Origin of the sequence: Acinetobacter sp. YH12058, assembly GCF_013419805.1 — a bacterium.
GTDB classification, from domain to species: domain Bacteria; phylum Pseudomonadota; class Gammaproteobacteria; order Pseudomonadales; family Moraxellaceae; genus Acinetobacter; species Acinetobacter towneri.
The window spans coordinates 1-24,678 of record NZ_VOZL01000027.1 but is presented as its reverse complement, the minus strand read 5'-3'; the positions used below and the strand labels follow the sequence as shown (position 1 = coordinate 24,678).

Here is a 24,678-nt window from a genome sequence, read left to right as displayed (position 1 = left end):
AATGAATATTAAAATCGACTCTCGTACTATAAAATGCATCTCTTTTAATCTGTTCTAAATCAAAAGCTTGATAGATCGGAAACGTACGTCTCTGTTGAACTTGTCTTTTCCCTTTAACTGCATTCTGACGTACTGCTCTGCGGTTGTACTTCTTTTCAAGCTCATAACAGATTTCACCTATATCTTGAGCCGTGCCACGAAAAGCAGGGACATTCGACAAAGCAAAAACGCCTGCTTCAATCGCTTTTTTTAGCTCATCATCATTTAACCAAGTTTTAACCTGATCTTTAGTCGGACTGACTTTGTTTTTTGCTTCAAATTGCTGTTTTTTAAGATGCTTCTTTTGTGTAAGTTTTGACTGAATCCCAGCTCTACACAGCTTTAGAATATGTGCTTTATACTGCGGTGTAAGATGCCAAGTCCATGAAGCAGGCTTAACTTGCTTTACTTCACCCTTTTTTTCTTGCATCGACTTGTACTCAGCCAACCGTTTTTTACTCCGATCAGAAAGGCGAAGTACCACTTTGGGCATGTCTTGACTGAAAAGCTGTAGCCGTGAATCACGGTGTAAAAGACAGTGAAAAGTATCCTCGCAAGGTCTACCGTCCTTTTCCTTAAAGCTTTTTTTGATGATTTTTTTTTGATAGCCAATCACTCGCTGAAACCTTTGCTCTGCAGTCATCTTAGCCATTTCAACTTCTGTCACATCAAGGTCTTCAAGCATCTTTGTAATGACTGACTGCTTCTCCCTCAAGACACTTGGCAAAGTCACCATGATAAAAACTTGGCACTTGCCTTGCCGTAAAAGTTGTTGATTAAGCTGAATGACCAAATGTGCATTGCACAAGCCTTTTTTATCTCTAGCTTGAGAACGTGAATCCCCTGTTTGACTGACATGGAATTTACTGATCAACCAACCCAAAGTGTTCTGTGCTTTATCAACATCAATGAAAAACTTTTGATAGAACGTGGCTTTAGCTAGATAAACCGTTCGGTGTAAAGCAGACATTGTGATCTCATCACTTGTCGTATAAAAAATCATGTATTCCCCAAAATCTACAAATAAAAACTGAGATGTAGTAGGGCGAATGTAGTAAAAATAAAAAATTAGGGTCTTACTTTTTTTAATGTATTAACATCTCTTCACAAATCTGTTTTGCTTTTTAATAAAAGGCTTGCGTAGCAAGGCTTTTAAACGTTTTTCGAAGAAAAACTGCCACCTGAAAGGTGGCTAAGGGGCAACGGGACGTAGTTAAGTTGTTCCTAAGATTAACTCGGCTCGTTGCCCCTGCTCTTATTCACCATCTGACTTTATGGTGGTATAAACAATTTAGAACGACATTTTCAGTGTGACGCTGAAAAAAGACTTTTCGACGCTCTAGGGCAGTCGGCAGTTCTTGACCTCAAAGTTAAGGACTGACCATCCTTAACTGTTTTTCTTTTCGAAATAGCTAAGGACTGACCATCCTTAGTGCATCTTGGCTCTTACGTGGCTGTAAGAGTTGGCGAAAGCCTATATTTTCGTGTAGCTCTATACTGGTGAAAGCTAGTTGGTAGGGTTGCGACGGAGACTGTGAGAACCTCAATGCAAAACCTCACTGCTACTCTTTGAGTAGGAATGGTTTGCATGTCAGTTCTCCTTTTATCCTTTCAGTTAAATCAAATTGCCCTCAGCCCATATAAAAGCACTCGGCTGAGTCGCCTTCGGGCGACACTGAAAAACTTAGCGCTGTTCTGAGTCTAAAGACCCGAATTGCAATAAGCCGTTTTATGAAATGGAAGTCGAGACATGAAGTCGAGACGCAAACACCATACGCTGGGTTAACCTGCTAGTGATTATTCACTGTTGGGAGGTTTAGAAGCCTTATCTTGCGTACCCAATCGGGGAGGACGTACATCAACCGCTAAGCGGGAAATTGTACGGGGGAAGAAAAAAGTCGAAAGGCTTGTGGGTCTGCTCCATTTAGCAGATTCCCTCTCGGTCAGTGGTAACACTGATCGCCAAATAGCTCAACCGAACCACTCCTACTAGCGTCAAAAATACGCTAGTAATGACAGGGGTTGGAGGGATGCTTATGAAAACTTTGAAGGTATTTATGCTGTAAAAGTGATTGATCTGACCAACGAAAACCGTGTGATTTAAGTGGAGTTGCGGAACAACGCTCCATGAAGTCAAGGATGGCAAACCAAATGTTGCACGGTGTAATGTTGAAGGTCTAGTAAGCCCTGTTTCTGTTTTTTCAGATACAGTGATTCATAAAACTAAAGTGGGAAGCACAGGAGTTTAAGTTAAACGGTTTAGCCTCCGTTTAGGCGTTCTAAGGTTGAAAAGCCAAAAGAAAAACTTTAGTCATAATAAAAATTTGCGAAGGCTTCATTTGCCCAAGTAGATACAAAAGACTTTAACCTGTGAGAGATCGTGCGAGTAAGTGATAATCCGCCGAAGGATTATCTGCTAAGCAGTCGAGTACGAAAAAAACGTGCAAGCCTGTGGATGAAAGTGCGAACGGAAATAGTGAGATAGAAATCGAAAAGTTAGAATTTTGTTGCGGTTAAACAGGTCGTTTAACTTCTCCCAAAGCTTTGGTCGGCTGTGGGATTCAGGGTGGTACTTGAAAGCAAAATTCGAGGTCAAATTTAGGTTTTTTATAAAAACCATGAGTTTAAGTTCAGCTTAAACACGGTCATTCCGTATCAGTGGCAGTTTTCAAAATTCTGTAAAAAAATTAGCGTTTCAGATCTTCGTAAAAGATCTCAGTCCACTAGTGCAACTGTAACTGTGCTAGACCGATGAATGGATTATTTATTTAGCATTTTTGGCAACTCGGTCAAAGTCAGCCTTTAATCAAAATACAAAAATTCGGGATTCAAGCGATTGATGTTTTTCGCTTTTTTAAAACATCAAACCGCCATTTTAAATGGCATACCTTTCAACAAGGTTTGTTGATGCAATCCTCAGCATAACGAGGACTATCTATCAAAAATGAGTCCGATTTTTAAATAAATACGCTCATTTCTAAACTGTATTTCAGTTTTATCATTAGTTTTTGGGAACTATCACAATTTTGTGGTAGTTCCTGATCCTTCATAAATGCTCGCTATTTGCGTTCTAAGCTACTTTTCTTGATCTGCATAAACACTAAGCCACAAAATTACAAATTGAAACTGACGCAAACTGTGCACCTAAAATTCATCTTTCGGCACCTCTTGTTCACGATCTGCCATAAAATCTTCTAAACCTTTGGAATCACTATAAAGTCTAAAGAACTCTTCCCAGGTGTTTACTTGTTCTTGATCTTCTTTGAAGACTCCATCCTTATCAAGTTTATAGCTTCTTGTAGGTTTGTCTAAGATGATCATCGAGAGAGAAACCAAATCCTCATCTTTGCTCATGTCAAATCTCCTTTAACGTTTCTAGAAACGATACAAAAGAAAAACAAAATGATCTCATCTGCTCAAGCTCCCTGCCGTTCGTTCCTCACGGGTGGTGAGCTTGAGCAGATTTCGGTAATATTCACCCTACCTTCGCTAATTTAAAATTAGCAAAGGTATTTGAATATCACCTTTTAAAAACATCACGGTATGGAGCCGCTGTCGCCTTCAATCGGTACAAGACAAGATGCGCCATTATTGTCTCGCAGGGGAGTATTTATGGAGCTGATCTCCACCCTGCACACGCCTTTCTCCCCCATTGGCTTGCTATCTCGGCGAGGGAATTACCCAACATACCACTTAAACAATCGACCAACGTATTCCCTGCGTTCCCTCAATAGTGCAATACATCAGATTTGAGGGCGACTAGTGTATTACTACACATTATCGTCTTGTAATTCATGTACCTGCCGTCACTTATCCTCCTGCATACATGAATCGTTCTAAAGAAGCCGTGACAAACACGCACTTACAAACTTCCATAGTTACGCAGAACAAACGACATCGAACAAAAATTGGATTGAATTACTCAACCGCAATAATTTGTTGCTTATTTGATAGTCGACAGGATGCTAAATAACGAAGGCTTTTCAATTAACGGCTTGCAAAAATATTAAAAAAAGTCATAATATTAGTTAAGTACAAGCCTTTTGGTGAAATCAGCACGAGTTGGTAGCTCTGCTGATCTTCGTTAAATGATGCGTCAACATCAAATAACTGCGTACCGTCAAATATAGAAAAAACCGTCTCAATTAGCAATACTTGAGACGGTTTTTTTTCTTTATTCATTCCAATAAAACATTGACCGAAAAATACTTTTTTTAATAACTTGCGTAAGTTATGTAAGTTACTTAATAAGTTTAAAGTTCTATTGAACTTAATTAAAAGTCTCTTATAATATTAAGTTAAATAAGTTACGTAAGTTTCATAAAAATGATTATTTTAGTTGGTGGTGAAAAAGGGGGATCAGGCAAAAGTTGTCTAGCCCAAAATCTTGCAGTTTATCTACAATCTAAAAAAAGAGATATTTTATTGCTTGATGCCGATCCACAAGGCACTACAACTGATTGGATTAAAGAGCGTGATGAAAACAGTAAAGTCGAAAGTATTCCTTCTGTCCAAGCAGCGGGCAATATTCGCCAAATATTGCTAGATCTTTCTAAACGTTATCAAGACATTATTATTGACGCAGGCGGTCAAGATTCTGAAGCACTACGCTCAGCAATGACAATTGCTTCTCACATGTTATTGCCATTTAGACCAAAAAGACGTGATTTAAAAACGTTAGTTCATGTTGAAAAATTGATCCGATTAGCCAAGGCTGTGAATCCAGAACTTTATACTCGCTCAGTCATTACTCAATGCCCAACTTTACCAAGCCAATTTCAAAGAATTCTAGATGCTAAAGAGGCATGTGAATCTTTTGATTTGACTCCATTGGATAGTTTCACATGCAATCGAAATATCTACGATGATGCTGATGAAAATGGACTATCGGTTTTTGAAATGTCATCTGATGAAAAAGCCAAACAAGAAATTGAACAAATTGCTAAAGAGTTTTTAGGAGATCTTTAATGGCACTTAAAGGCTTAAAAAAATCTGAACAAGTCTCAAACGATGAAACCATCGAAAACTTTATTCAAGGTGCGACTAAACGTGTCAAGAAGATAGAACCATCACAGCAAAATTATAAAAGATATACCTTCTCTTTAACTGAAGATGTGAACCAGCAAATAGATACTCTTTTGGTAAATTGTAGGGTTGCTAAAGCGAACCGTTCTATCATCTTGAAAGCTGCTATTAGTCAATTACAGAATCTCTCTGCTGAAGAACTTCAAAAAGTCGTATTAGATCATACCAAATAAGTTACATAACTTATTTAAGTTACATAACTTATTTACAGTTTTAAGTTTTTACTACACAAACTCATGGAACATTGCTTAATAAGTAATCGTGGAACGTGAATAATCATTAAAAAAGCCCAACTCAGCTGAGTTGGGCTTTTTATTATGTGATAAGCCTATGATTTATATGAAATAAAAATTTGCATTACGTATAAGGTGTATTATGTTAATTTTAGAAAATCTTCACTACTATTATTTTAAAATAAGCCTTATATCCAAGCATAAAACAAGGTTGTCTAGACTTCTTTTAACAGTAAAGTTATCATAAAACTGAATTTTATTTTTTAGGTAAGTTTATGCATTCTATCCGCATTCGTTAAGACACAACTATTTGCATAGTGACACTATTTTATAATGGTGGGCTTTTGTTGTGTCTTTAAGAATATATGCGGATATATAAAGTAAAAGTATGCTTAATTTATAAGTATGCTTTTAGTGCATAGTTTCCAGTTATAACTTAATTGACTAGCTATTTGTCCACCCTGTGGATGAATAGCTTTTTTTTTGGGAGGACACTGTGATGCTAGCTTTTGTTTTCACCTAAATCCTGTTTGCTGCATAAAAAATTTCAAGAGCTAAACAGGAGTAAATAAAAATGAGTTTAATTATTAAAGCGAGAAACATACGCTTGGATTATGCTGGGCGTGATGTTTTGGATATTGATGAATTGGAAATTCACTCTTATGACCGTATTGGTCTTGTGGGTGATAACGGAGCAGGAAAGAGTAGTTTACTCAAAGTACTTAATGGCGAAATTGTTTTAGCCGAAGCGACATTACAGCGTTTTGGTGATTTTGCACATATCAGCCAACTGGGCGGAATCGAAATAGAAACGGTCGAAGACCGGGCAATGTTATCTCGCCTTGGTGTTTCCAATGTACAAAACGACACAATGAGTGGCGGAGAGGAAACTCGTGCAAAAATTGCTGCCGCATTTTCCCAACAAGTACATGGCATTCTAGCGGATGAACCAACCAGCCACCTTGATCTCAATGGAATAGATCTACTTATTGGTCAACTTAAAGCATTTGATGGAGCATTACTTGTTATCAGTCATGACCGATATTTTCTTGATATGGTTGTAGACAAGATATGGGAGTTAAAAGACGGTAAAATTACGGAATATTGGGGTGGTTACTCGGATTACTTGCGTCAAAAAGAAGAAGAGCGACAACACCAAGCCGTAGAATATGAGCTGATGATGAAGGAACGGGAGCGATTAGAATCTGCTGTGCAAGAAAAACGCCAGCAAGCTAATCGATTAGACAATAAGAAAAAAGGAGAAAAATCCAAAAACTCTACCGAAAGTGCTGGACGACTTGGGCATGCAAAAATGACTGGCACCAAGCAAAGAAAACTGTATCAGGCAGCTAAGAGTATGGAAAAGCGTTTGGCTGCATTAGAAGATATTCAAGCACCAGAGCATTTGCGTTCTATTCGTTTTCGTCAAAGTTCAGCCCTAGAACTGCACAATAAGTTCCCGATTACGGCAGATGGTCTGAGCTTAAAATTTGGTAGCCGTACTATCTTTGATGACGCTAACTTTATAATACCGCTTGGCGCTAAAGTCGCTATAACTGGATCGAATGGAACAGGGAAAACGTCCTTGTTAAAAATGATATCAGAACGTGCTGATGGATTAACCATATCTCCAAAAGCTGAAATTGGCTACTTTACACAAACAGGATATAAATTTAACACGCATAAATCTGTGCTCTCCTTTATGCAGGAAGAGTGCGAGTACACAGTTGCGGAAATTCGTGCAGTATTGGCTTCAATGGGGATCGGAGCGAATGATATTCAAAAAAACTTATCCGACTTATCGGGAGGTGAAATCATCAAACTGCTTTTATCCAAAATGCTTTTAGGAAAATATAATATTTTGCTTATGGATGAACCAGGAAACTATCTTGACCTAAAAAGTATTGCCGCATTAGAAACAATGATGAAGTCCTATGCAGGAACTATTATCTTCGTATCTCATGACAAGCAATTGGTCGATAATATTGCTGACATTATCTACGAGATCAAAGACCACAAAATCATCAAGACTTTTGAGAGAGATTGTTAATGATAGCCAATCTAATCCGAACATTAATTATTGAACTCTTTAAAGGAAATTAAAAATGACAATTCAAGATATTCAATCACTTGCTGAAGCACACGGCTTGTTGCTTACGGACAAAATGAATTTCAATGAAATGGGCATTGATTTTAAGGTCGTTTTTGCTCTTGATACAAAGGGGCAACAATGGTTGCTGCGTATTCCTCGTCGTGATGGCATGAGGGAACAAATCAAGAAAGAAAAACGCATTTTAGAATTGGTAAAAAAACATCTTTCTGTAGAGGTTCCTGATTGGAGAATTTCATCTACAGAATTAGTGGCTTATCCCATACTTAAAGATAATCCTGTTTTAAATTTGGATGCTGAAACCTATGAAATAATTTGGAATATGGACAAAGATAGCCCGAAATACATAACATCTTTGGCAAAAACCTTATTTGAAATCCATAGTATTCCTGAAAAAGAAGTTCGGGAAAATGATTTGAAAATTATGAAACCTTCAGATTTAAGACCTGAAATAGCAAACAATTTGCAGTTAGTAAAATCTGAAATTGGTATAAGTGAGCAATTGGAAACCCGCTACAGAAAATGGTTGGATAATGATGTTCTATGGGCAGATTTCACCCAATTTATACATGGCGATTTATATGCTGGGCATGTACTAGCTTCAAAGGATGGAGCTGTTTCAGGCGTTATTGATTGGTCAACAGCCCATATAGATGACCCAGCGATTGATTTTGCTGGGCATGTAACTTTGTTTGGAGAAGAAAGCCTCAAAACTCTAATCATCGAGTATGAAAAACTAGGGGGTAAAGTTTGGAATAAACTATATGAACAGACTTTAGAAAGAGCAGCGGCCTCTCCTTTGATGTATGGTTTATTTGCCTTAGAAACTCAAAATGAAAGCCTTATCGTTGGAGCAAAAGCTCAGTTGGGAGTTATATAATTTAAAAATATGATTGCTGAGAACTGCCTTGTTTTGAAACTTGGTTGGCTTTAATTAGTTTTTAGTATTCTTTATAGAAAATGCCTCGATCAAGGGGCATTTCTAACAATCATTTAACATAAAATTTCTTATGTGAAGTAACCTGAATGCAGCGGTGCCCCATTGGGGGCGCGTTGAGATAAGCCTCTTTTAGATAACTTTAGCAACTCGATAGACAGTTGCAACTCCACAATTCACTGCTTTGGCAATTTCTTCCTTAGTCATATTGCCAACTACTAGCAATTCTTTTATTCGTTTATGTTTAGCCTCATTTGCCTTCTTGCCTGTTGGTTTGTAACCCGAACGTGCCAGGCCCTGCTTAATACGTTCTATACGTTTCTCATTGTCTAGGCGGGCCATTGTTGCCAGAAGATCAATCAACATATTGTTGATGAGTTCCAAGATTGAATGAGTAATGCTGTCACTGGTTTGAATCATTTGGTAGGTAGTAGGAAGATCTGCTACGACTAAACGAAGTCCCTTCTCCTGGATCCTGCGCTTCAGCTCTTGAAAATCTCGTTGGGTTAGGCGTGATAAGCGGTCAATACTTTCAACTAACAATGTGTCACCTTGATTTGCTTCTGACAGTAGCTTATTCAATTCAGGTCGGTCTAACTTCGTACCACTATAGTTTTCCACGTACACAATGGTTTCACCCAAATTCAAGTTTTGGTTTAGATCCTGAAGAATCTGCAAAGCCCTTTCTGCATCTTGATCTTTAGTTGAAGCTCGTAGATAAATACGTGTATTCATTTCTATCATTTAATCTTAATTCTATTAGATTAATGATAATACTATCATTTAATTATTGCATTAAGTCTAATGATAGATATTGTATGCGATTTGGCTCGCTATCATTCAGGTATAGTCTTTTGATAAAAAAAGCATGACTAAAAGCCATGCCTTGGGTGTTATTCCTAAGTAGAAATGTCCTACCTAATAACCAAATAGAAATGTCCTATATGGACAATTCCAAGTCAAGCACAGGATTTAGATTTCGTTCTTTGATTGCTATTTTCTGTGCACGTCTGCTTGGCATCTTTTGAGAACGATTGCGTTTGTTTTGTTGTTCCAGTTCTTCATGCTGTTGTTGGATATGATTCAGAACAGCACCCAACCGTTTATTCTCAACAATCTCTCGCTGATTCAGCTGACTTAATTTATCGAAGAGGCTGTAATTGATCTTTCGGCCATCATGCATGAGGGCTACAGTACCATCCGGGTATTCCAGGAACTCAAGATACTTACCGATCAACCTTTGATTTTCTTCGGTGTTTTCCAGGAGATATACGCATTTATCATAAGTAATCGTCAGGCTATTCGTGACTCTGCGGGGTTCACGCCAAGTAAAAATATCATCTAATTCTTCGGCTGTTTCAGTGATAGGCCGATGTAGATCCTTAGGATTAAAAGCCATCTTGGCGAACTTCTGATTGAACTGCTCAATGAAGCAGGGTAGCCAGGCATTAGCTTGCTCAATCGAGCTGATACCTTCCAGACGCATCTCCTTGATCAGACGGTCCTGAAGGGTTCTGTTGGCACGTTCCACACGGCCTTTGGCCTGTGGTGAATTGGCGAAGATGATATCGATATTCAGGGTACTGAGTACGCGTCCAAACTGGGTAATCTTGGTGTCTTTCTTGCTGCTTTGATTCACCCTGAAGACTGAATGTTTGTCGCTGTAAAATGCCAACGGCTTACCATGCTGCTCAACATACAAGCGTGTTGAAATCATATAATCAAAGGCTGATTCTGATTCACAGAAGCGTAAATGCTGCAATTTTCCTGTAGCATCATCGATAAACACCAGCAGACAGCATTTAGCAGCGCGTCCTTCAAACCAGTCATGATATGAGCCATCAATTTGGATCAGTTCACCAAAGCAATCCCGGTTGTAACGAGGCTGATACGGGCGTTTCAGGCGCTTGGATCGAGGAATCCATAAGTCAGCTGCAATCATCCAGGAACGCAGGGTTTCTACTGAAAGATCGAATCCATGTACGGTGGTGAGCTTTTCATGCGCTAAAGTGGGTCCGAAACCATGGAGTTGGTCAGAAACAATATTGAGGCACTTGAGTCTGAGTTCTTCAGGAAGTTTGGAATTGCTGATTTGGCCACGACCGGCATGGGCTAATGCAGCGGGACCTTGAGCTTTGTATTTCTGCAGTAAGCGTCTGATCTGACGTTCTGAAATATGAAGTAGCTGAGCAGCCTGGGATTGAGTTATGCGTTGATCGCAGATTTCCTGCAAGACCGACAATCGTTTAAGTTCTTTATCCGACATAGACACCAACATATCAAACCGTCCGCTAACGAAATTGCAAAAGTGCATATTCTAAAAGCGGACATTTTTACTTTGGAGAAACCGGACATTTCTATTTTGGAGTTACACTTGGGAATTCGTATAACGTGTATTATGTTAATTTTAGCGAAACTCAATAATAAATTATTTCTTCTTTGGCTTCATGCATGAGGGTTTTGATAGGCTCACTGGCTGGTTTAAATTGTGTGCCTTAGCTCCCTGTTCTAAAAGGGCCTTTAAACTTTTTTCAGAATTTTTAGGCTGCTTATTTTGAGCATTCTTCTTTGGCTGTGGTGGCGATGCTTTTTTCTGAGCTTTTACTGACTGCTCAACTTTATTTTGTTTACTTGTAGGCTTGTTTTTTACGGCTGTTTTTAGAGACTTTAGCCATGAGTATGCGTGAGGATCTAACTGCAATAAATGTTCAATCATTTCATTACGTTTAGCTTTATCCATCTTAGAGATAATGCTTTTAAGATCAGCATTAATTGATTGATTTGTTGCACCTCGTTCACTAGCTTTTTCATACCACTCATGCCCAAGTGTATATTGATACGTTTCCATATAAATAGCGCCTAATAAAGTACAAGGACGATAATTATCTGGAGTTAAATTATGAGCTTTGGATGCATTATCAATGGCGACGTTAACCTTGCGAAGATCACGTCTAACTCCACCAAGAGTAGTGAAATACGCAGATAATAATTTTTTATCCTTGATACCATTAGTGGAAATTTTTTCTAAAAACTCTTCTGCTTCAACACTTTCCTTACACTTTCTTAATTGACTGCTAGCATTAATAGCATTCCAAATGTTCTTGGTGTTCTTTGCATATTCCTGCAAATAATAATTAGCTTCTAATCGATGAAATTTATGACGAACTTTGGCAGTAAAGAATTTTTTACCTATTGTATTTAACCAAACAGCTTCATCTTGAGAAAGTCTTGTTTCATTTTCTAGCTGATTCAAAATTTCAGAAAGCTCTGTAGGTGATGCCCCTGATAGATATTCATTAATGTCGTATTTTTTTAGTAATGCTTTTTCTTTTTGCTTTGCAATATAAACAGGATCTGACTCAAGCAACTTTTGTTTTTCAATAGCTTCCAGTCTCAACTTCTCCTGACGAATTTTTTCCTCAGCTACTCTTTCTAATTCAACTTTATGTCTAATTTTTTTCTGAAAGTCTGGCAGGAAACCGCTTAAAGATCTGAGCATATACTCATGAATATATACTTCTTCAAATTTACTTAGGCTTTGTTTTTCTTCATATTTTTTTATAATGTCTTTTAAACGGCTAGGTATTAAAAGATCTGACTTTAATGGATCTAAAAAATATTGTTGGCACAAATTTAAGAGTTTGCTCTCGAAAGTATCTAAATCTTTATCAGTAACTTTTGCCTGTAACAGTAAAGCCTTTCCCTCAGTCATAATAGAAATCTTATTCGAATCAAAAAATTACCTCAGTATAGTTGAATCACAAGAAGACCATGAAATTTTGGCAAAATTAGTTGCAGGCTTCTTGTACGAGCTATCCATTATTTAATCTGTATTTGAATTTTTGGATCTTCAATTTTTGAAAAAATTTCTTTATAAATTAAGTAATTTTCTTCATCTCTACACAAAAAAAACACCTCTTCAACTTGATCGTATTGTGGCAGCATCAAAAGAACCGTACCAATAGCTATTTCCGCAGCATGTTGGCGCGGAAATTTGTACACACCTGTACTGATATTGGGAAAAGAAACCGTTTTTGCCGCAATTTCATTAGCTTTCATAAGCGCATTGCTGTAAGCATCACAAAGTAACTGTGGCTCATTTCTTTCCCCATCTAACCATCTTGGCCCTACAGCATGGATAAGATATTTTGCAGGTAAGTTACCAGCAGTTGTAACTACAGCTTCTCCAGTCTGACAACCACCTTTTTCTTGATGAAGCCGAATACATTCGGCTTTCATTAAAGGGCCAGCTTTTTTATGAATGATATAATCAAGTCCACCACCACCGAGCAATGTTTTGTTTGCAGAGTTAACGATAGCATCGACAGAAAAATTAGTGATATCAGCTTGGATTAGATGGACATTTTTCATTTAAGATCTCTTACTTAATACCCCTTTCTTTTTTAAAGTCAGAGATAATTGGTTCTAATTCAGACTTACAGAATTCAATATATTCATTTGTTAAACCTCTAGCACTAGAAGGATGAGGTAAACCCACCACAGTACAATTTTCAAATTTATTAATGTACGTTAATGCACCATGATAATTAGGCATTCTTACAACTCTTAACTTTTCAGTTTCCTCACCCATGATTTGCGTAAATTTATCCCAAACCTTCCAGGATCTTAATAACTGAGTTAAAAGACCATTACCCATAAATAAAATTAATTTTGGTTTTAATGCCTTAATATGCAAAATAAAATTATCAATGTTTTCATCTTGCAAATAGAAAGGAATAGGATCTCTTTTCTGTTTTGACTCTACAGCCCAGTTTGTCTGAATAATTGTCTTATCAAAGTCGTCACCTTCTCCCTCTTCATTTAAAGGATGTCCCCACATTAAAAACCATGTTCTGATCCTTTTGTCATATGTAGTCCAAGTTTTTGCAATATCTCCATATCTCAATGACTTATTTGAAAAAGTACATTTTTTTGACATATCAGGCTCAACGATTTGCCCTTTTCTCTGAGCTTCTTCCCCCCACTCATAACCACAAATCATTAAGCCATGTTGATCATTGAAACCTTCATAAATTGCATTTCCAAGATTTAACTTTTCTTCCACTACAAAACCCTTGATATAATCCAAATTTAAAATACCACATCGATATCAACGGCTTTAAAGCAATTTATCGCACCAGTATTTTTGTAAAAATATATAAATTTCTATTATTAAGAGATTTTGTACTTAACATAAAATCTCATATACGAAATTCGGGTGTTAGAACCCATTCAAAGTGTACTCATCAGTACACTTTGAAATTTTGATATAAAAAATTTAACATAAAATCTCATATACGAAATTCGGGTGTTAGAACCCATTCAAAGTGTACTCATCAGTACACTTTGAAATTTTGATATAAAAAATTTAACATAAAATCTCTTATTCGAAATTTGAACTGTAAGCCCCAGATAGAAAAATCCAGTGCATAGAACGGCACTGTTGCAAATAGGCTGACATGATAAGCTAAATATCTTATTTATTTCGAGATACAGCAGATGAATCCCTTCCACGGTCGGCACTTTCAAGGTGAAATCATTCTTTGGGCTGTTCGTTGGTATTGTAAATATGGCATCAGCTATCGTGAACTTCAGGAAATGCTGGCCGAACGTGGAGTGAATGTTGATCACACCACAATTTATCGCTGGGTTCAGCGTTATGCTCCAGAAATGGAAAAACGTTTACGTTGGTATTGGCGTAATCCTACAGATCGACATTTATGGCATCTGGATGAAACTTACGTAAAAGTGAATGGCAAATGGGCATATCTATACCGTGCAGTTGACCAACGTGGCCATACTCTTGATTTCTATCTTTCTGCTAGACGAAATACCCATTCAGCTTATTGTTTTCTTGGAAAAATTTTAAATAATGTGAAGAAGTGGCAAATTCCACAAGTGATCAACACGGATAAAGCACCCACATATGGACGTGCTTTATCACGGTTAAAACGGGAAGGTAAATGTCCACCAGACCTTGAGCACAGGCAGATTAAGTATAAAAATAACGTGATTGAATGTGATCATGGCAAGCTAAAGCGGATCATCAGGGCCACATTAGGATTCAAATCTATGAAGACGGCTTATGCCACAATTAAAGGTATTGAAGTCATGCGTGCACTACGTAAAGGACAAGCATCGTCATTTTATTATGGTCAGCCTCAGGGTGAAGTGTGTCTAATCAACAGGGTTTTCGGTCTCTAAGTACTTTTTAAAGGGAACATCATCGACTCAAATCTCTATTTGCAACAGTGCCCCATGAAGTGCCTGCCTGCGTCTGTTAGCCGAACGCCCCGCGCATGGCGCTCAAATAGCAGGACACCAAGGTTATCCTCCAGCGCTTTCACACGCGCGCTGACGCTCGACTAGCTGATACCAAGTGCCTTGGCCGCATGCCGAAAATTCAGATGCTCGGCGACGGCGATGAACTGAACAAGGGAAATGAGCGGTATCCTGCCAGACAGGATACCGACATTCACGAGGTTTCGATGGTTAGTGCGCCGCATCGGAGCGGGCCTGCTACCAGTCGTCGGTTAGACGACTGGCGACTTCTCGGTGGCAGCCCCACGGAGCCGAAGGAGCACCAGCCCCAACGAAACCAGTACCGCCATCGCCGTGGCGTAACAGATCACGGGCCACGCTGTGTCACCGTTTAAAAGTGCCACCGCCAATGTCCCGACAATGCTGACTATCAGGCTTTGAACGCAGAAGTAGAACGCGACCGCTGATCCCGCGATGTCGTCGAACTCTGCCAAAGCGCCGTTCGCGGTAACGGACACCGTGAAGACAATACCGACCGCGACAACCCACATCGGTAGGATGAAGGTGAGGAATGACGGCGAGCCGTAAAGTTCGCCGATCCCCAACAGGACCGCTCCGCAAACAAGCAACGCCATCCCACGCGCCACGCATCCTGCGATGCCCCATCTGGCGACAAAGGACTTCGCGAAACGGGTTGTCACGATCATTACAAGCGCGACAGTGGCGAAGGCAAAGCTGAATCCGATCTCGGAATATTCCGCTTGGCCTATGAGCACACGGGGAGCCGTCGAGAAGAAGACGAAGTAGGTGCCCATACCGGCGCTAAAGCCGACAGTGTAAACCCAAAAAGCCGGACTCGCGAAGATCGGCAAGACAGATCGGCGCGTCTTGACTTGATCCAGAGGGCGGGTTTCGTGCCACCTGAAACCCGCATTTAGGAGTGCGAGCATCGCCAGTATAGCCAAAGTAATGAATATCGCCTGCCATCCCAAGAACTCGCCGATCAATACTCCGGCGATAGGGCCGAGCGCAGGCACGAACGCCAGCATCGAACTGAAAAGGCCGTAGATGACGACACCCTCAGGACGGTTGGCATAAACGTCGCGAACCGTCGCGAACGTCGCCACCAGCATGGCCGACGCGCCCACTGCTTGAAGTAGACGGAAAGCGACAAAGGCCGGTGCAGTTGAAGACCAAGCTGCTCCCAGAGACGCAATGACGAAAGCCGTTGCGCCCGCAAGTAGAATTGGCCGTCGCCCGATTCTGTCTGAGAGCGGACCAAAAATCACCTGGCCCACGCCGAGCATCACCATATAGAGGCTCAACGTGAGTTGGATCATAGCGGGCGTCGTGTTCAGGATGCCGGGCATCGCTGGAACGACAGGGAGATAAATATCCATCGCCAGTGAAGCGAGGATGTCGAAAGGAGCCATCAGCAGCAGTGCTGCCGGCAGCGTATAGGCCCACGCGGGGCGTGTGGTGGTCATGACGAATCAACCCTCGATTAAGGAATACCGGGCGACGTCTGCTCGTCAGCAATCAGATGAGACTAGCCTTACAGAGCGCCGCAACAACAATACTGGTTGTTGCGGCTTACTTGTCTGCTGACTTGGAATTTCCCATCTGATTACTCCACGCTTACGAATATGAATTGCTACATTTTATCCGATTATCTTTTGCTTCGCAATGCGGCATGGGCGCACTCAGCGTTCCAGCCCCCTCTGCCGCCCTAAATGCTTGCTCCAATGCATCGAGCACCATATCTGTATTCATCCGTGTCGATACTTTCCATCCAACAATTGCTCGTGAGAACACATCAATAATAAATGCAGTATAAACCCAGCCTGAATTTGTTTGAATATACGTAAAGTCACTCACCCACAGTTGGTCAGGATGATCAGCAGTAAAATTACGTTTTACCAAGTCATCCGCTCGTTTTTGATCATCTCGGCTACGGGTGGTTTGTTTGTTCTTACCACGCCAAACACCTTTTATACCTAGCTTTTGCATTAATCGAGCAACAGTACAGCGCGCAATAATATAGCCTTCACGTTTCAGTTTTTGCCAGACTTTACGTACACCATACCGACCTGAACTTTCCTTCCAAATTCGTTTAATCTCCTCAGCATGATGCAAGTCATGTAAATCTCGCTTTGCTCGATGTTCTGGATTTTCACAGAGATCTAGAGTCCGGTAATAGGTTGAAGGTGCGATCGGTAAAATTCTACAAATCGCCTCGACTCCGTACAGCTCTTTATTATTATGGATAAAATCCACCATTATTTGTGTGGGCGGTCGAGCTCCGCCTGGGCGAAAAAAGCGGCTGCTTTACGTAGAATTTCATTGGCGCGTTGCAGTTCTTTATTTTCGCGTTCGAGTTGTTTGATACGTTCTTGGTCTGAAAGCTGCTGTACTTTAACTGGATTTTGTTTATCTAAATATTTTTGATACCAAACACGTAGTGTTTCAGGAGTACAACCCTTGCGCAGTATACTGCTCAGGGAGCAATAGCGGTGATCGCAGCCCAATTCGATGGATAATCTTTCTCGGATTCAATCAATAATTGAACCGCTCTTTCTCTGATTTCAGGGGTATATTTTACTTTTTTCATCGGGACATTCTCTCAGAAAGCTTGGTCTCCGACAAACCCGGTACGGTTCAAAAATCTTCCATTGATTTATTTATATCTGTTAAACCAGTCGCATTATGAAATGTAATATAAGTAGAAATTTCAGTATAAATGGTCATGATCTTTTCTAAATTTGAATATCTAAGCGTCTTCATTAATCAACCTTATTGATTATTAGTTTCTTCTTTTAAAGCTCTTTGTACTGTTGCTATCCCTACTTTAAACTTTTCTGCAACACCTCTAAATGTTGAATTTTCTTCAGCCATTGCTTTTCGTATTTCAACATAGTCAACCTTCCGCTTTCTTCCCTTATATAAGCCCTTCGCTTTGGCTTTTGCAATTCCTTCCTTTTGACGCTCACGGATCATGGAGCGTTCAAACTCTGCAAATGCAGCAAGCATCTGAAACATGAGTTTATTTATTGCCGATTGTGCTACATCATGACTGAAGGTCAAATTCTCTTTATGAAAAATAATGGTTATACCACGATCATTCAGACTATTCACAATTTCGTTCAGATCATTTGTATTACGTGCCAGACGATCAATACTATGAACATGCACCGTATCACCTTCACGCAGATAGTCGAGCATTGCATTTAACTGAGGACGTTCACGGCTACCACCGCTTGCCTTTTCAGTAAAGGTCTTATCCAGGCTGATTCCATCTAATTGACGTTCAGTATTTTGTTCAGTTGAACTGACTCGAATATATCCGACCTGATTAGGCATTCTGTACCGTTAGAGTTTAGATAATTAAATACATATTGTACCGAAATTAAATATTAAGTCTATAAATACGGTTTTTGAGTTGCTTTTTAAGACTTTATTTTGTTCCGTTAGGCTGTACTCTAAATTTACATAATGTCTCATATACGAAATTCATCTGTTAGAACCCATTTAAAGTGTCTATTCGAAAAACACACAAATAATGTGTATTCACATTATTTGTGTGTTATATTGCTAATGACAATGGCAGGAGTCACTGTATGACTTACACTGAGCTTCAAATTACATTGTTAGAAATGGGCTTATCAATTAAGGATCTTGCGACGTTACTCGGCATGAATCCCAATTCGATTACCAATTATAAGAGTACTGGCATTATTCCCCTGAACTTAGCAATTACAGTAACTCTGATTTCTCATTCAAAAAAAGCTGGTCTATCTCCCGAAGACATTATTAATGAGGTGAAGAGAGGACATGCTAAGAAATTCCTTGAAAATAATTAAAGGTAATACATTATGCGTACAGATCTACTTTTAGAGTTAGCTGATTTCTTAGAAAAACTAGATCCCAATAGATTTGATATTCGGACTTGGAGAAGACCATCTAAGGACTCAGTAGGCTTCGTAAGTGACGAACAACTCGTCACTGACTGTAAGACGGTTGCTTGTGCTATTGGATGGGCTGTGACTTTACCAAAGTGGAAGGATGCAGGATTCTATATGGACACTTTGGACATCACCAAAGAGCATATGAATAACCCATTAAGTACGCCATACACTATGGCTATTGTGAAATGGCAAGGTGACTCAGATATCGATTCTTATGATGCTTTGCAAGCAGGGTTGAATCTTCCAACTGGTATGGCTGAGGTTCTTTTTGACTTCAATAACTATGCTGATGAAGAATTTACAAATGCCCAAACGGTGGCTGAAAGAATACGTGAGTTTTGTAATACACCATCAGAAGAACTCATGGATTTAATAATTTCTTATACTGATACTGAGTAATTGATACAAGCGTAAAAATTTAAGAAACTCAATAAAAATGGGAGCTTAGGCTCCCATTTTTGATTTCGTATAAGGTGTATTATGTTAATTTTAGGAAAATTTAATAAATCAATAGATGAAGCTTGATGTAAGTTGATCTTATATAGCCGTGTGATAAAAGAAATTGTGTAATTATATTCTTTAAAATACTATTGAATAATGCTGATTTGTCACTGATAATCATTTTAAATCAATCTTTTATGGTTCAAGGTAGATAATGTATTTATCTAATGAAACTGTACTAATGAGTTATAATGATCTAGTTAGCTCTATTGGTAAAGAAACCGCTACATTGAGAGAGTTTCTTCTTTTAAAATTGGCAGGTATCAGCAAAACAAATTATATTGATGATTCTAAGGTTTTTTCTAATAAAGAATATTTATCTAAGGCTTTTTGTCTTTTATCTCTTTACTCACATCAAGAGTCTATCCCTAAGAAAAATAATTTTATTAATCCTTTAGCAATGAATAGTTGGAAGGATGGTCATAATCATCCTACCGAAACATTAAAAAAATGGGTTACATCAAGATTAAAAAATAATATTCGTGGTGGTGCAACACAATGGCGTACAATTCTTAATACTGGTACAGGTATAAATGCTTCTGAACAGCAAGGTGCTTTAACCTTTAAATTATCTTATGACTATTTGAATATTTTGAGCAATTATGTTCAAAATAAAATCAATTTAAGTGCTTTATCGATTTGGTATCATCGTTTTATTGAGTTTGATAGTGAAATTAATATTAACTATTTAGAGGCTAATTTTTGTTATATATTTGGAATTACAGAAGAAGAAAAAAGTGTTTTATTTTATAAAAAAAATTATAGCCTGAATTTTCAAGACGACATTTATGACACCCAAAGTATTCGTGAAAAAATTTTAGAGACACCATCTGATCTGCAAACAGACTTAATCACTCCTGCTAATAATGCTATTGATCTAGGGCTTACAGCCCAAGATATGAAATTTCCTAAATTAAGTGACTTTCCTATTATGAATACAGAAATAATTGCTCGTGTTTTGAAAGATTTCAAACAGGTTATACTCTCAGGCCCTCCGGGAACATCAAAATCTTATTGGGCTAAGTCGATTGCCCAAAATGATTATTTCCAAAAGAATTTCACTCAAATTCAGTTTCATCCACAATTCAGCTATCAACAATTTGTTGGAGGATATGTAGTTGAAGGAGATCTTGTAAAATATAAAAATGGGATATTATTAAATATTCTGGATAGTATAGGGGAAGAACCTCACTTATTAATTATTGATGAAATAAATAGAGCAAATGTCACACAAGTATTTGGTGAAATACTTCAATTATTAGATAGAGGTAACAGTCTAAAAATAAAAAATGAATCTAATTCTGATTCTAAGACTTATTCTTTACCTAAAAATTTGTATATATTAGCAACTTTGAATAGTACTGATAGAAGTTTATCACGCTTGGATTATGCTTTTAAGCGTAGATTTGCGGAAATATATGTTCCTGTAAATGCTTCAATATTAAATGATTTATGTGATACAACTGACTTTATTTCGTTAGCAACTTTCCTAGAGAAAATTAATCGTAATTTAGTACAACTTACTCAAGATAAAGATATGGTTATTGGACATGCTATTTTTCTAGCAGACCACGTATTTGATACAGAAACTAATAAATATAAATGGAGTTATGAGAGTTTTATATTTCTATTTAATTACAAGTTATTGCCTCTAATCTATGATTATTGCGGTAATGATGCTTCTACCGTAGAACAAATATTAGGGGAGAAGTTGTCTTCTGGCATAACAAATCCTATTAGTTTTAAATCTGCTTTATTAGATTTCCTAGAGATCACAGAATAAACCATGAGTTATGAAATAAATATTGTAGAAAATCAGACGATTACTTTAGATAAAGATTTGTACAATAAGTTATATGATGCAAAATCATCTGATGCTAGTCTTCCATTTAATTTAATAGATAACACTTTGATTTTTGATGAATATGTTATCGGCTCTATACAAGTAGGGGATATAACTTTAAACATTCAACCACGAAACAAGGCCTTTAACCTTAATAATGTCTTTGAAATGATTGTATACACTGACTTTTCTTTTTTAAAAGAAGACGAAATCAGTGGTTTTGGATTTGCTAAAGGTTTTGGAGTTGATGTTCTAATTAAACAATTTATAGCGGATGTTAGATCATTATGTAATTTTGGTCTGACTGGTAATTATATTCAACAATATGTTAGCGACACTACTGTTTATGGTGATCTGAACTTTAATAACTACCAGAAAAAAATTATTCCTTTTCATGGTATTGAGTCAATAAAAACTGAATATTCTATTAATATAGTTCAAAACTCCGTTATTAAAAAAGCATTAAAAAAATGCTTACATCATATTAAGCAGACAAAATTAAGAGCAGAAATAGTTTTTCTACTTAATAACTTTATAGAAATTGATGACTATTATGGCTTCATACCACAAGACTATGTGAAAATTAAGAATTTTTACTCTTCAAATAAGTTTTATCCTATTTGTTTGGAGGCAGCGTTAAAAATTTTAGAAAATATAAAAGTTAGTTATTTAAATTCTAATTTAGTCTTCAAAAGCTTTTTATTTAATTCGAATGACATTTTTGAAAAATATGTTAGAGCAATATTGAAAAGAAATTTAGAAATTAATATATCGAAGCTTGATACCCATACAGTGCAAATAACATCAATTAATAGTTTTCATCACAGTGCGCATGAATGCCTTAATAAATATATTTCTCCAGATATATTAATTGGATATGAAGCTAGAAGTAATAGAGCTTTAGCTATTATGGATGTTAAAAACAAAGATTTTAATCCTTCTAGACAAGGTAACTACAGTGATTTAATTAGTTCTTCTGATCTCTATCAAATAATAATCTACTGCCTCAAATTCAAGACTGAAATAGCAGCTCTAGTATATCCAAGCAATCGTGAAATCAAACCTATATCCTTTTTCGCAGATATTCAAAGTACACTTCACATATTTTTATTATCTATCAACATGCAAGATACTCTGACTAATAGACATAAAAATTTTCTATTAGCCATTAGAGATAATATTCTCAAAGCTTTATAGTAAAGCCAAGATAGTAGCTCTATTATTTATAGTAATAGAGCATATTTCTTACAATCTCACGAATAACAGGAACAGCAACACTATTACCTAATTGTTTTTTCGCCTGTAAATTGGATACATTAAAAATAAATTTGTCTGGAAAACCCTGTAATTTTCGACACTCATCTACAGAGAGTCTGCGCGAAATATCCCATAATTTTGGCTCTCTAGCTGCAATGATTGCAGGAGCCACACTATCTAACGAACAGTAGTATGCTTCTTGAATTTGTGTTTTAGCAGCATCACCTATATGGAAACGTAAGGTTTTATCTGATTTTAGAAAAGAGAATACCCCATGCTTACCTTTTTTAGTGTTAGGTGCATACATAGAATTATCATGTGGTACTCGTATTTCTGATGAAGAAAAATGATGCTGTATTCGACTCTTTTCAAATTCTGAGAGTTCAAGATCAGGGTGTTTAGCTTCGACGTCTACAATATCTTTAAGAGTTGTATTGGGATTAGTTTGGATTGGAAATTTAAAATCAACTTTCTTATCAAAACCAACACAGTACCAGCGCTCCCTTTTCTGTGGCACTCCAAATTTATGGCTATCTAAAATTTTCCAATGAACATCATATCCTAGTTCTTTAAGTGAGGATAAAATGATATCCATCGTCTCACCATTATTATGAGACTTTAATCCTTTTACATTTTCTAAAAGAAACATTTTAGGTCTTTTAGCTTTGATAATTCTTAATACATCAAAAAACAAGGTACCTCTTGTTTTATCATTAAATCCTTCTTGTCTTCCTGCATAACTAAAAGGCTGACAAGGAAAACCTGCTGTTAAAATATCAAAATCAGGTATACTATTTTCTGAAATCTGTGTGATATCTCCTGATGGAGTATCTTTAAAGTTATCTTCATAAACTTTTTGGCAATATTTATCCATCTCAGATGAAAATACACACTTATGTCCAAATTCTTCCAAAGCAATTCTAAAACCACCGATACCTGCAAATAAGTCAATGAATCTCATTTCTTTAATGTGAGAACGATTTTTGATTTCAGATTGCACTAGATCAATGACTTTGCTAGAGAATGATTCACCAACACCGAATAATTCTATTTGCTGAGAAGTTTCAATATTCATATATACCTTATAGGATTTTTTCTTAATCTCGGGAGATAGTTTTGATCTACCAGATCCAACTCTTGTACCACCATGCCTTGACATTAAAAAAACCTATTTTTTGAAAAAACGACCTTTAAAATCAAATTATCCAATATATACTTTAAATAAGCAATTGAATAAATATTTAACATAAAACCTCTTATAAGAAATTCAGTTGTTAGAACCCCACTTAACATTTCCATAATTTCCTTTTTTTTACTACTAAAAATAAAGAATTTAAGTGAATATTGAAAAAAAATAGGAAAACATTACCGCTTTTCTCTTTCTAAAAATAAAAATATCTCCCTATAAAAATTGTCTTACATTTTTGGGTCAATGTTTTATGTATCTATATGATATTTAATAAAAAAATTTGACAAAATTTTGCTTTTATATTAATATTCAACTTATCAAGTTAATCTGTTTAAGTGAAAGTGCTTCAAACTAAATCTTTCATACAGTACAAGAAGCCACCTTTTTAGGTGGTTTTTTGTTTTAGAGCTGAAATAGATTTCAAGGACTAAGTGATTAATAGGTCAAACGTCATCATAAAAATCATCAATATCAGCTTGCGTACGTACCATCTTCATCGGCAGTTTTCTAGTCGCTTCCTCGATACACTTGATAGCTTCTTCATGTGTAAGTATTCCTGCATCAAGTTGCTCTAATAACAGCTTGGTTTCTGCATCGACTTTGTGACCACCGACAGCCATGAAACCGATGACTTTATCTGTTAAATTTTCACTCATAGACCCGCCCAGTCTGCATGTTATAATACTTGCTATGACCATGTTCTTTCACATATTCGGCTTGTCTTTGCATAAATTCAAGCTCTCTCTGTTCTGCTCTTGTAGTGCTATCTTGATCGGCTTGTGATGGCTCTTTCGACATGCAGTTCAGAAAGCCAACGCAGCAGAGGACGACAAGAAAAAAAGCTAACTGTTTTATAACCATAAAACCACCATATTTATTTGTTATATTTTATCTTTTTCATGACAGCTTTCACCTCTATTTCAGTAGCTTCTTTGATCTCTGCGTTCGATTTAGGGTCTGCTAGATTTCTATTTTTTGCTTGGTTTCTTCGCAATAGATCTGCATAAATATACTTTTCTAATGCTTTTTCATCTTCGATCTGACTTAGGCTATCATCAATCTGATTTTCAGCTTTAAAAGAGAGAATCGTCTGAGTAAATCCTGAGATCCTTGCATGAAGTTCAGCAAAGGAATGAATATTAAAATCGACTCTCGTACTATAAAATGCATCTCTTTTAATCTGTTCTAAATCAAAAGCTTGATAGATCGGAAACGTACGTCTCTGTTGAACTTGTCTTTTCCCTTTAACTGCATTCTG

The 24,678-nt window shown here is 37.3% G+C and carries 23 protein-coding genes, 2 pseudogenes and 1 other annotated feature; of the genes and pseudogenes, 9 read left to right on the top strand and 16 right to left on the bottom strand.

The features are described from left to right. The 3 genes from FTU09_RS12405 to FTU09_RS12395 form a co-directional block, all read right to left on the bottom strand. A partial coding sequence (locus FTU09_RS12405; protein ID WP_180080485.1) for a hypothetical protein occupies nt 1-1,009 on the bottom strand: 1,009 nt, incomplete at its 3' end. Between the two features lie 2,174 nt (nt 1,010-3,183). Beyond that, nucleotides 3,184-3,393, bottom strand: a complete 210-nt coding sequence (locus tag FTU09_RS12400; RefSeq protein ID WP_180080483.1) for a hypothetical protein — start codon at nt 3,391-3,393, stop codon at nt 3,184-3,186. Between the two features lie 633 nt (nt 3,394-4,026). Then, the gene (locus FTU09_RS12395) at nt 4,027-4,221 is read right to left on the bottom strand and encodes a hypothetical protein (RefSeq protein WP_180080481.1); all 195 of its coding nucleotides are present in this window, start codon (nt 4,219-4,221) and stop codon (nt 4,027-4,029) included. A gap of 144 nt (nt 4,222-4,365) precedes the next feature. Between FTU09_RS12395 and FTU09_RS12390 the strand changes: the two genes are divergently transcribed. The 4 genes from FTU09_RS12390 to FTU09_RS12375 all read left to right on the top strand — a co-directional run bounded on the left by FTU09_RS12390 (nt 4,366) and on the right by FTU09_RS12375 (nt 8,347). After that, nucleotides 4,366-5,007: an AAA family ATPase gene (locus FTU09_RS12390; protein ID WP_180080480.1), complete on the top strand. Its 642-nt coding sequence runs from the start codon at nt 4,366-4,368 to the stop codon at nt 5,005-5,007. Beyond that, nucleotides 5,007-5,297 carry a hypothetical protein gene (locus tag FTU09_RS12385; protein WP_180080477.1) on the top strand — a complete coding sequence of 97 codons (291 nt, stop codon included), beginning with the start codon at nt 5,007-5,009 and terminating at the stop codon, nt 5,295-5,297. The genes FTU09_RS12390 and FTU09_RS12385 overlap by 1 nt, the downstream gene beginning before the upstream one ends. A 634-nt stretch (nt 5,298-5,931) precedes the next feature. Further along, nucleotides 5,932-7,407: an ABC-F type ribosomal protection protein Msr(E) gene (gene msr(E), locus FTU09_RS12380; protein ID WP_000052512.1), complete on the top strand. Its 1,476-nt coding sequence runs from the start codon at nt 5,932-5,934 to the stop codon at nt 7,405-7,407. A 55-nt stretch (nt 7,408-7,462) separates the two neighbouring features. Further along, on the top strand, nt 7,463-8,347 hold the full coding sequence (locus tag FTU09_RS12375; protein WP_000155092.1) for an Mph(E) family macrolide 2'-phosphotransferase: 885 nt from the start codon (nt 7,463-7,465) through the stop codon (nt 8,345-8,347). Nucleotides 8,348-8,536: 189 nt separating this feature from the next. Here FTU09_RS12375 and FTU09_RS12370 read toward each other — a convergent pair whose 3' ends face one another. From FTU09_RS12370 to FTU09_RS12350, 5 genes are all read right to left on the bottom strand, one after another. After that, entirely contained in the window at nt 8,537-9,148 is a 612-nt protein-coding gene (locus FTU09_RS12370; RefSeq protein ID WP_015060246.1) for a recombinase family protein, read from the bottom strand. A gap of 196 nt (nt 9,149-9,344) precedes the next feature. Further along, on the bottom strand, nt 9,345-10,670 hold the full coding sequence (locus tag FTU09_RS12365) for an ISNCY family transposase (RefSeq protein WP_001280601.1): 1,326 nt from the start codon (nt 10,668-10,670) through the stop codon (nt 9,345-9,347). Between the two features lie 162 nt (nt 10,671-10,832). Beyond that, nucleotides 10,833-12,116 carry a hypothetical protein gene (locus FTU09_RS12360; RefSeq protein WP_180080474.1) on the bottom strand — a complete coding sequence of 428 codons (1,284 nt, stop codon included), beginning with the start codon at nt 12,114-12,116 and terminating at the stop codon, nt 10,833-10,835. Between the two features lie 107 nt (nt 12,117-12,223). Beyond that, a complete protein-coding gene (locus FTU09_RS12355; protein ID WP_180080471.1) occupies nt 12,224-12,775 on the bottom strand; it encodes a macro domain-containing protein in 552 nt (183 codons plus the stop codon). Between the two features lie 10 nt (nt 12,776-12,785). Then, nucleotides 12,786-13,469 carry a hypothetical protein gene (locus FTU09_RS12350; RefSeq protein WP_180080468.1) on the bottom strand — a complete coding sequence of 228 codons (684 nt, stop codon included), beginning with the start codon at nt 13,467-13,469 and terminating at the stop codon, nt 12,786-12,788. A 434-nt stretch (nt 13,470-13,903) separates the two neighbouring features. Between FTU09_RS12350 and FTU09_RS12345 the strand changes: the two genes are divergently transcribed. Next, the gene (locus FTU09_RS12345) at nt 13,904-14,608 is read left to right on the top strand and encodes an IS6 family transposase (protein ID WP_005028420.1); all 705 of its coding nucleotides are present in this window, start codon (nt 13,904-13,906) and stop codon (nt 14,606-14,608) included. A 35-nt stretch (nt 14,609-14,643) separates the two neighbouring features. On the opposite strand, the pseudogene FTU09_RS12340 reads toward FTU09_RS12345, so the two are convergent. The 4 genes and pseudogenes from FTU09_RS12340 to FTU09_RS12325 form a co-directional block, all read right to left on the bottom strand. After that, nucleotides 14,644-14,910 (bottom strand): annotated as a pseudogene (locus FTU09_RS12340) (LysR family transcriptional regulator). A 27-nt stretch (nt 14,911-14,937) separates the two neighbouring features. Further along, nucleotides 14,938-16,152: a chloramphenicol/florfenicol efflux MFS transporter FloR gene (gene floR / locus FTU09_RS12335; RefSeq protein ID WP_000214122.1), complete on the bottom strand. Its 1,215-nt coding sequence runs from the start codon at nt 16,150-16,152 to the stop codon at nt 14,938-14,940. A gap of 151 nt (nt 16,153-16,303) precedes the next feature. After that, a pseudogene (locus FTU09_RS12330) lies at nt 16,304-17,276 on the bottom strand (IS3 family transposase). After that, nucleotides 16,871-16,987: a sequence feature (AL1L pseudoknot), on the bottom strand. It overlaps the preceding pseudogene by 117 nt. Nucleotides 17,277-17,458: 182 nt before the next feature. Continuing rightward, nucleotides 17,459-18,025, bottom strand: coding sequence for a recombinase family protein (locus tag FTU09_RS12325; protein ID WP_006581699.1), 567 nt, complete (start codon nt 18,023-18,025; stop codon nt 17,459-17,461). A gap of 257 nt (nt 18,026-18,282) precedes the next feature. Between FTU09_RS12325 and FTU09_RS12320 the strand changes: the two genes are divergently transcribed. The 4 genes from FTU09_RS12320 (at nt 18,283) to FTU09_RS12305 (ending at nt 22,171) form a co-directional block, all read left to right on the top strand. Next, nucleotides 18,283-18,525, top strand: a complete 243-nt coding sequence (locus FTU09_RS12320; RefSeq protein WP_180080465.1) for a tellurium resistance protein TerC — start codon at nt 18,283-18,285, stop codon at nt 18,523-18,525. 12 nt (nt 18,526-18,537) lie between these two features. Next, complete coding sequence (locus tag FTU09_RS12315; protein ID WP_180080463.1) at nt 18,538-19,029, top strand: hypothetical protein; 492 nt, start codon at nt 18,538-18,540, stop codon at nt 19,027-19,029. 283 nt (nt 19,030-19,312) lie between these two features. Then, the gene (locus tag FTU09_RS12310) at nt 19,313-20,914 is read left to right on the top strand and encodes an McrB family protein (RefSeq protein ID WP_180080461.1); all 1,602 of its coding nucleotides are present in this window, start codon (nt 19,313-19,315) and stop codon (nt 20,912-20,914) included. 3 nt (nt 20,915-20,917) lie between these two features. Further along, on the top strand, nt 20,918-22,171 hold the full coding sequence (locus FTU09_RS12305) for a hypothetical protein (RefSeq protein WP_180080458.1): 1,254 nt from the start codon (nt 20,918-20,920) through the stop codon (nt 22,169-22,171). Nucleotides 22,172-22,193: 22 nt separating this feature from the next. On the opposite strand, the gene FTU09_RS12300 is transcribed toward FTU09_RS12305, so the two are convergent. The 4 genes from FTU09_RS12300 to FTU09_RS12285 form a co-directional block, all read right to left on the bottom strand. Continuing rightward, complete coding sequence (locus FTU09_RS12300; protein WP_180080456.1) at nt 22,194-23,390, bottom strand: DNA cytosine methyltransferase; 1,197 nt, start codon at nt 23,388-23,390, stop codon at nt 22,194-22,196. A 473-nt stretch (nt 23,391-23,863) separates the two neighbouring features. After that, nucleotides 23,864-24,076: a hypothetical protein gene (locus tag FTU09_RS12295; RefSeq protein ID WP_180080453.1), complete on the bottom strand. Its 213-nt coding sequence runs from the start codon at nt 24,074-24,076 to the stop codon at nt 23,864-23,866. Continuing rightward, on the bottom strand, nt 24,069-24,218 hold the full coding sequence (locus FTU09_RS12290) for a hypothetical protein (RefSeq protein WP_180080450.1): 150 nt from the start codon (nt 24,216-24,218) through the stop codon (nt 24,069-24,071). The genes FTU09_RS12295 and FTU09_RS12290 overlap by 8 nt, the downstream gene beginning before the upstream one ends. A gap of 76 nt (nt 24,219-24,294) precedes the next feature. Further along, the coding region (locus FTU09_RS12285; RefSeq protein WP_180080447.1) for a hypothetical protein at nt 24,295-24,678 on the bottom strand (384 nt) is incomplete at its 5' end.

Bases quoted from the DNA above. Each gene is read 5' to 3' on its own strand.
- FTU09_RS12300 (WP_180080456.1), bottom strand. From the start codon at position 23,390: ATGTCAAGGCATGGTGGTACAAGAGTTGGATCTGGTAGATCAAAACTA.
- FTU09_RS12290 (WP_180080450.1), bottom strand. From the start codon at position 24,218: ATGTCGAAAGAGCCATCACAAGCCGATCAAGATAGCACTACAAGAGCA.
- FTU09_RS12390 (WP_180080480.1), top strand. From the start codon at position 4,366: ATGATTATTTTAGTTGGTGGTGAAAAAGGGGGATCAGGCAAAAGTTGT.
- FTU09_RS12395 (WP_180080481.1), bottom strand. From the start codon at position 4,221: ATGAATAAAGAAAAAAAACCGTCTCAAGTATTGCTAATTGAGACGGTT.
- FTU09_RS12310 (WP_180080461.1), top strand. From the start codon at position 19,313: ATGAGTTATAATGATCTAGTTAGCTCTATTGGTAAAGAAACCGCTACA.
- FTU09_RS12370 (WP_015060246.1), bottom strand. From the start codon at position 9,148: ATGATAGAAATGAATACACGTATTTATCTACGAGCTTCAACTAAAGAT.
- FTU09_RS12375 (WP_000155092.1), top strand. From the start codon at position 7,463: ATGACAATTCAAGATATTCAATCACTTGCTGAAGCACACGGCTTGTTG.
- FTU09_RS12360 (WP_180080474.1), bottom strand. From the start codon at position 12,116: ATGACTGAGGGAAAGGCTTTACTGTTACAGGCAAAAGTTACTGATAAA.
- FTU09_RS12365 (WP_001280601.1), bottom strand. From the start codon at position 10,670: ATGTCGGATAAAGAACTTAAACGATTGTCGGTCTTGCAGGAAATCTGC.
- FTU09_RS12315 (WP_180080463.1), top strand. From the start codon at position 18,538: ATGCGTACAGATCTACTTTTAGAGTTAGCTGATTTCTTAGAAAAACTA.
- FTU09_RS12295 (WP_180080453.1), bottom strand. From the start codon at position 24,076: ATGAGTGAAAATTTAACAGATAAAGTCATCGGTTTCATGGCTGTCGGT.
- FTU09_RS12400 (WP_180080483.1), bottom strand. From the start codon at position 3,393: ATGAGCAAAGATGAGGATTTGGTTTCTCTCTCGATGATCATCTTAGAC.
- FTU09_RS12305 (WP_180080458.1), top strand. From the start codon at position 20,918: ATGAGTTATGAAATAAATATTGTAGAAAATCAGACGATTACTTTAGAT.
- FTU09_RS12320 (WP_180080465.1), top strand. From the start codon at position 18,283: ATGACTTACACTGAGCTTCAAATTACATTGTTAGAAATGGGCTTATCA.
- FTU09_RS12385 (WP_180080477.1), top strand. From the start codon at position 5,007: ATGGCACTTAAAGGCTTAAAAAAATCTGAACAAGTCTCAAACGATGAA.
- floR (WP_000214122.1), bottom strand. From the start codon at position 16,152: ATGACCACCACACGCCCCGCGTGGGCCTATACGCTGCCGGCAGCACTG.
- FTU09_RS12325 (WP_006581699.1), bottom strand. From the start codon at position 18,025: ATGCCTAATCAGGTCGGATATATTCGAGTCAGTTCAACTGAACAAAAT.
- FTU09_RS12345 (WP_005028420.1), top strand. From the start codon at position 13,904: ATGAATCCCTTCCACGGTCGGCACTTTCAAGGTGAAATCATTCTTTGG.
- FTU09_RS12355 (WP_180080471.1), bottom strand. From the start codon at position 12,775: ATGAAAAATGTCCATCTAATCCAAGCTGATATCACTAATTTTTCTGTC.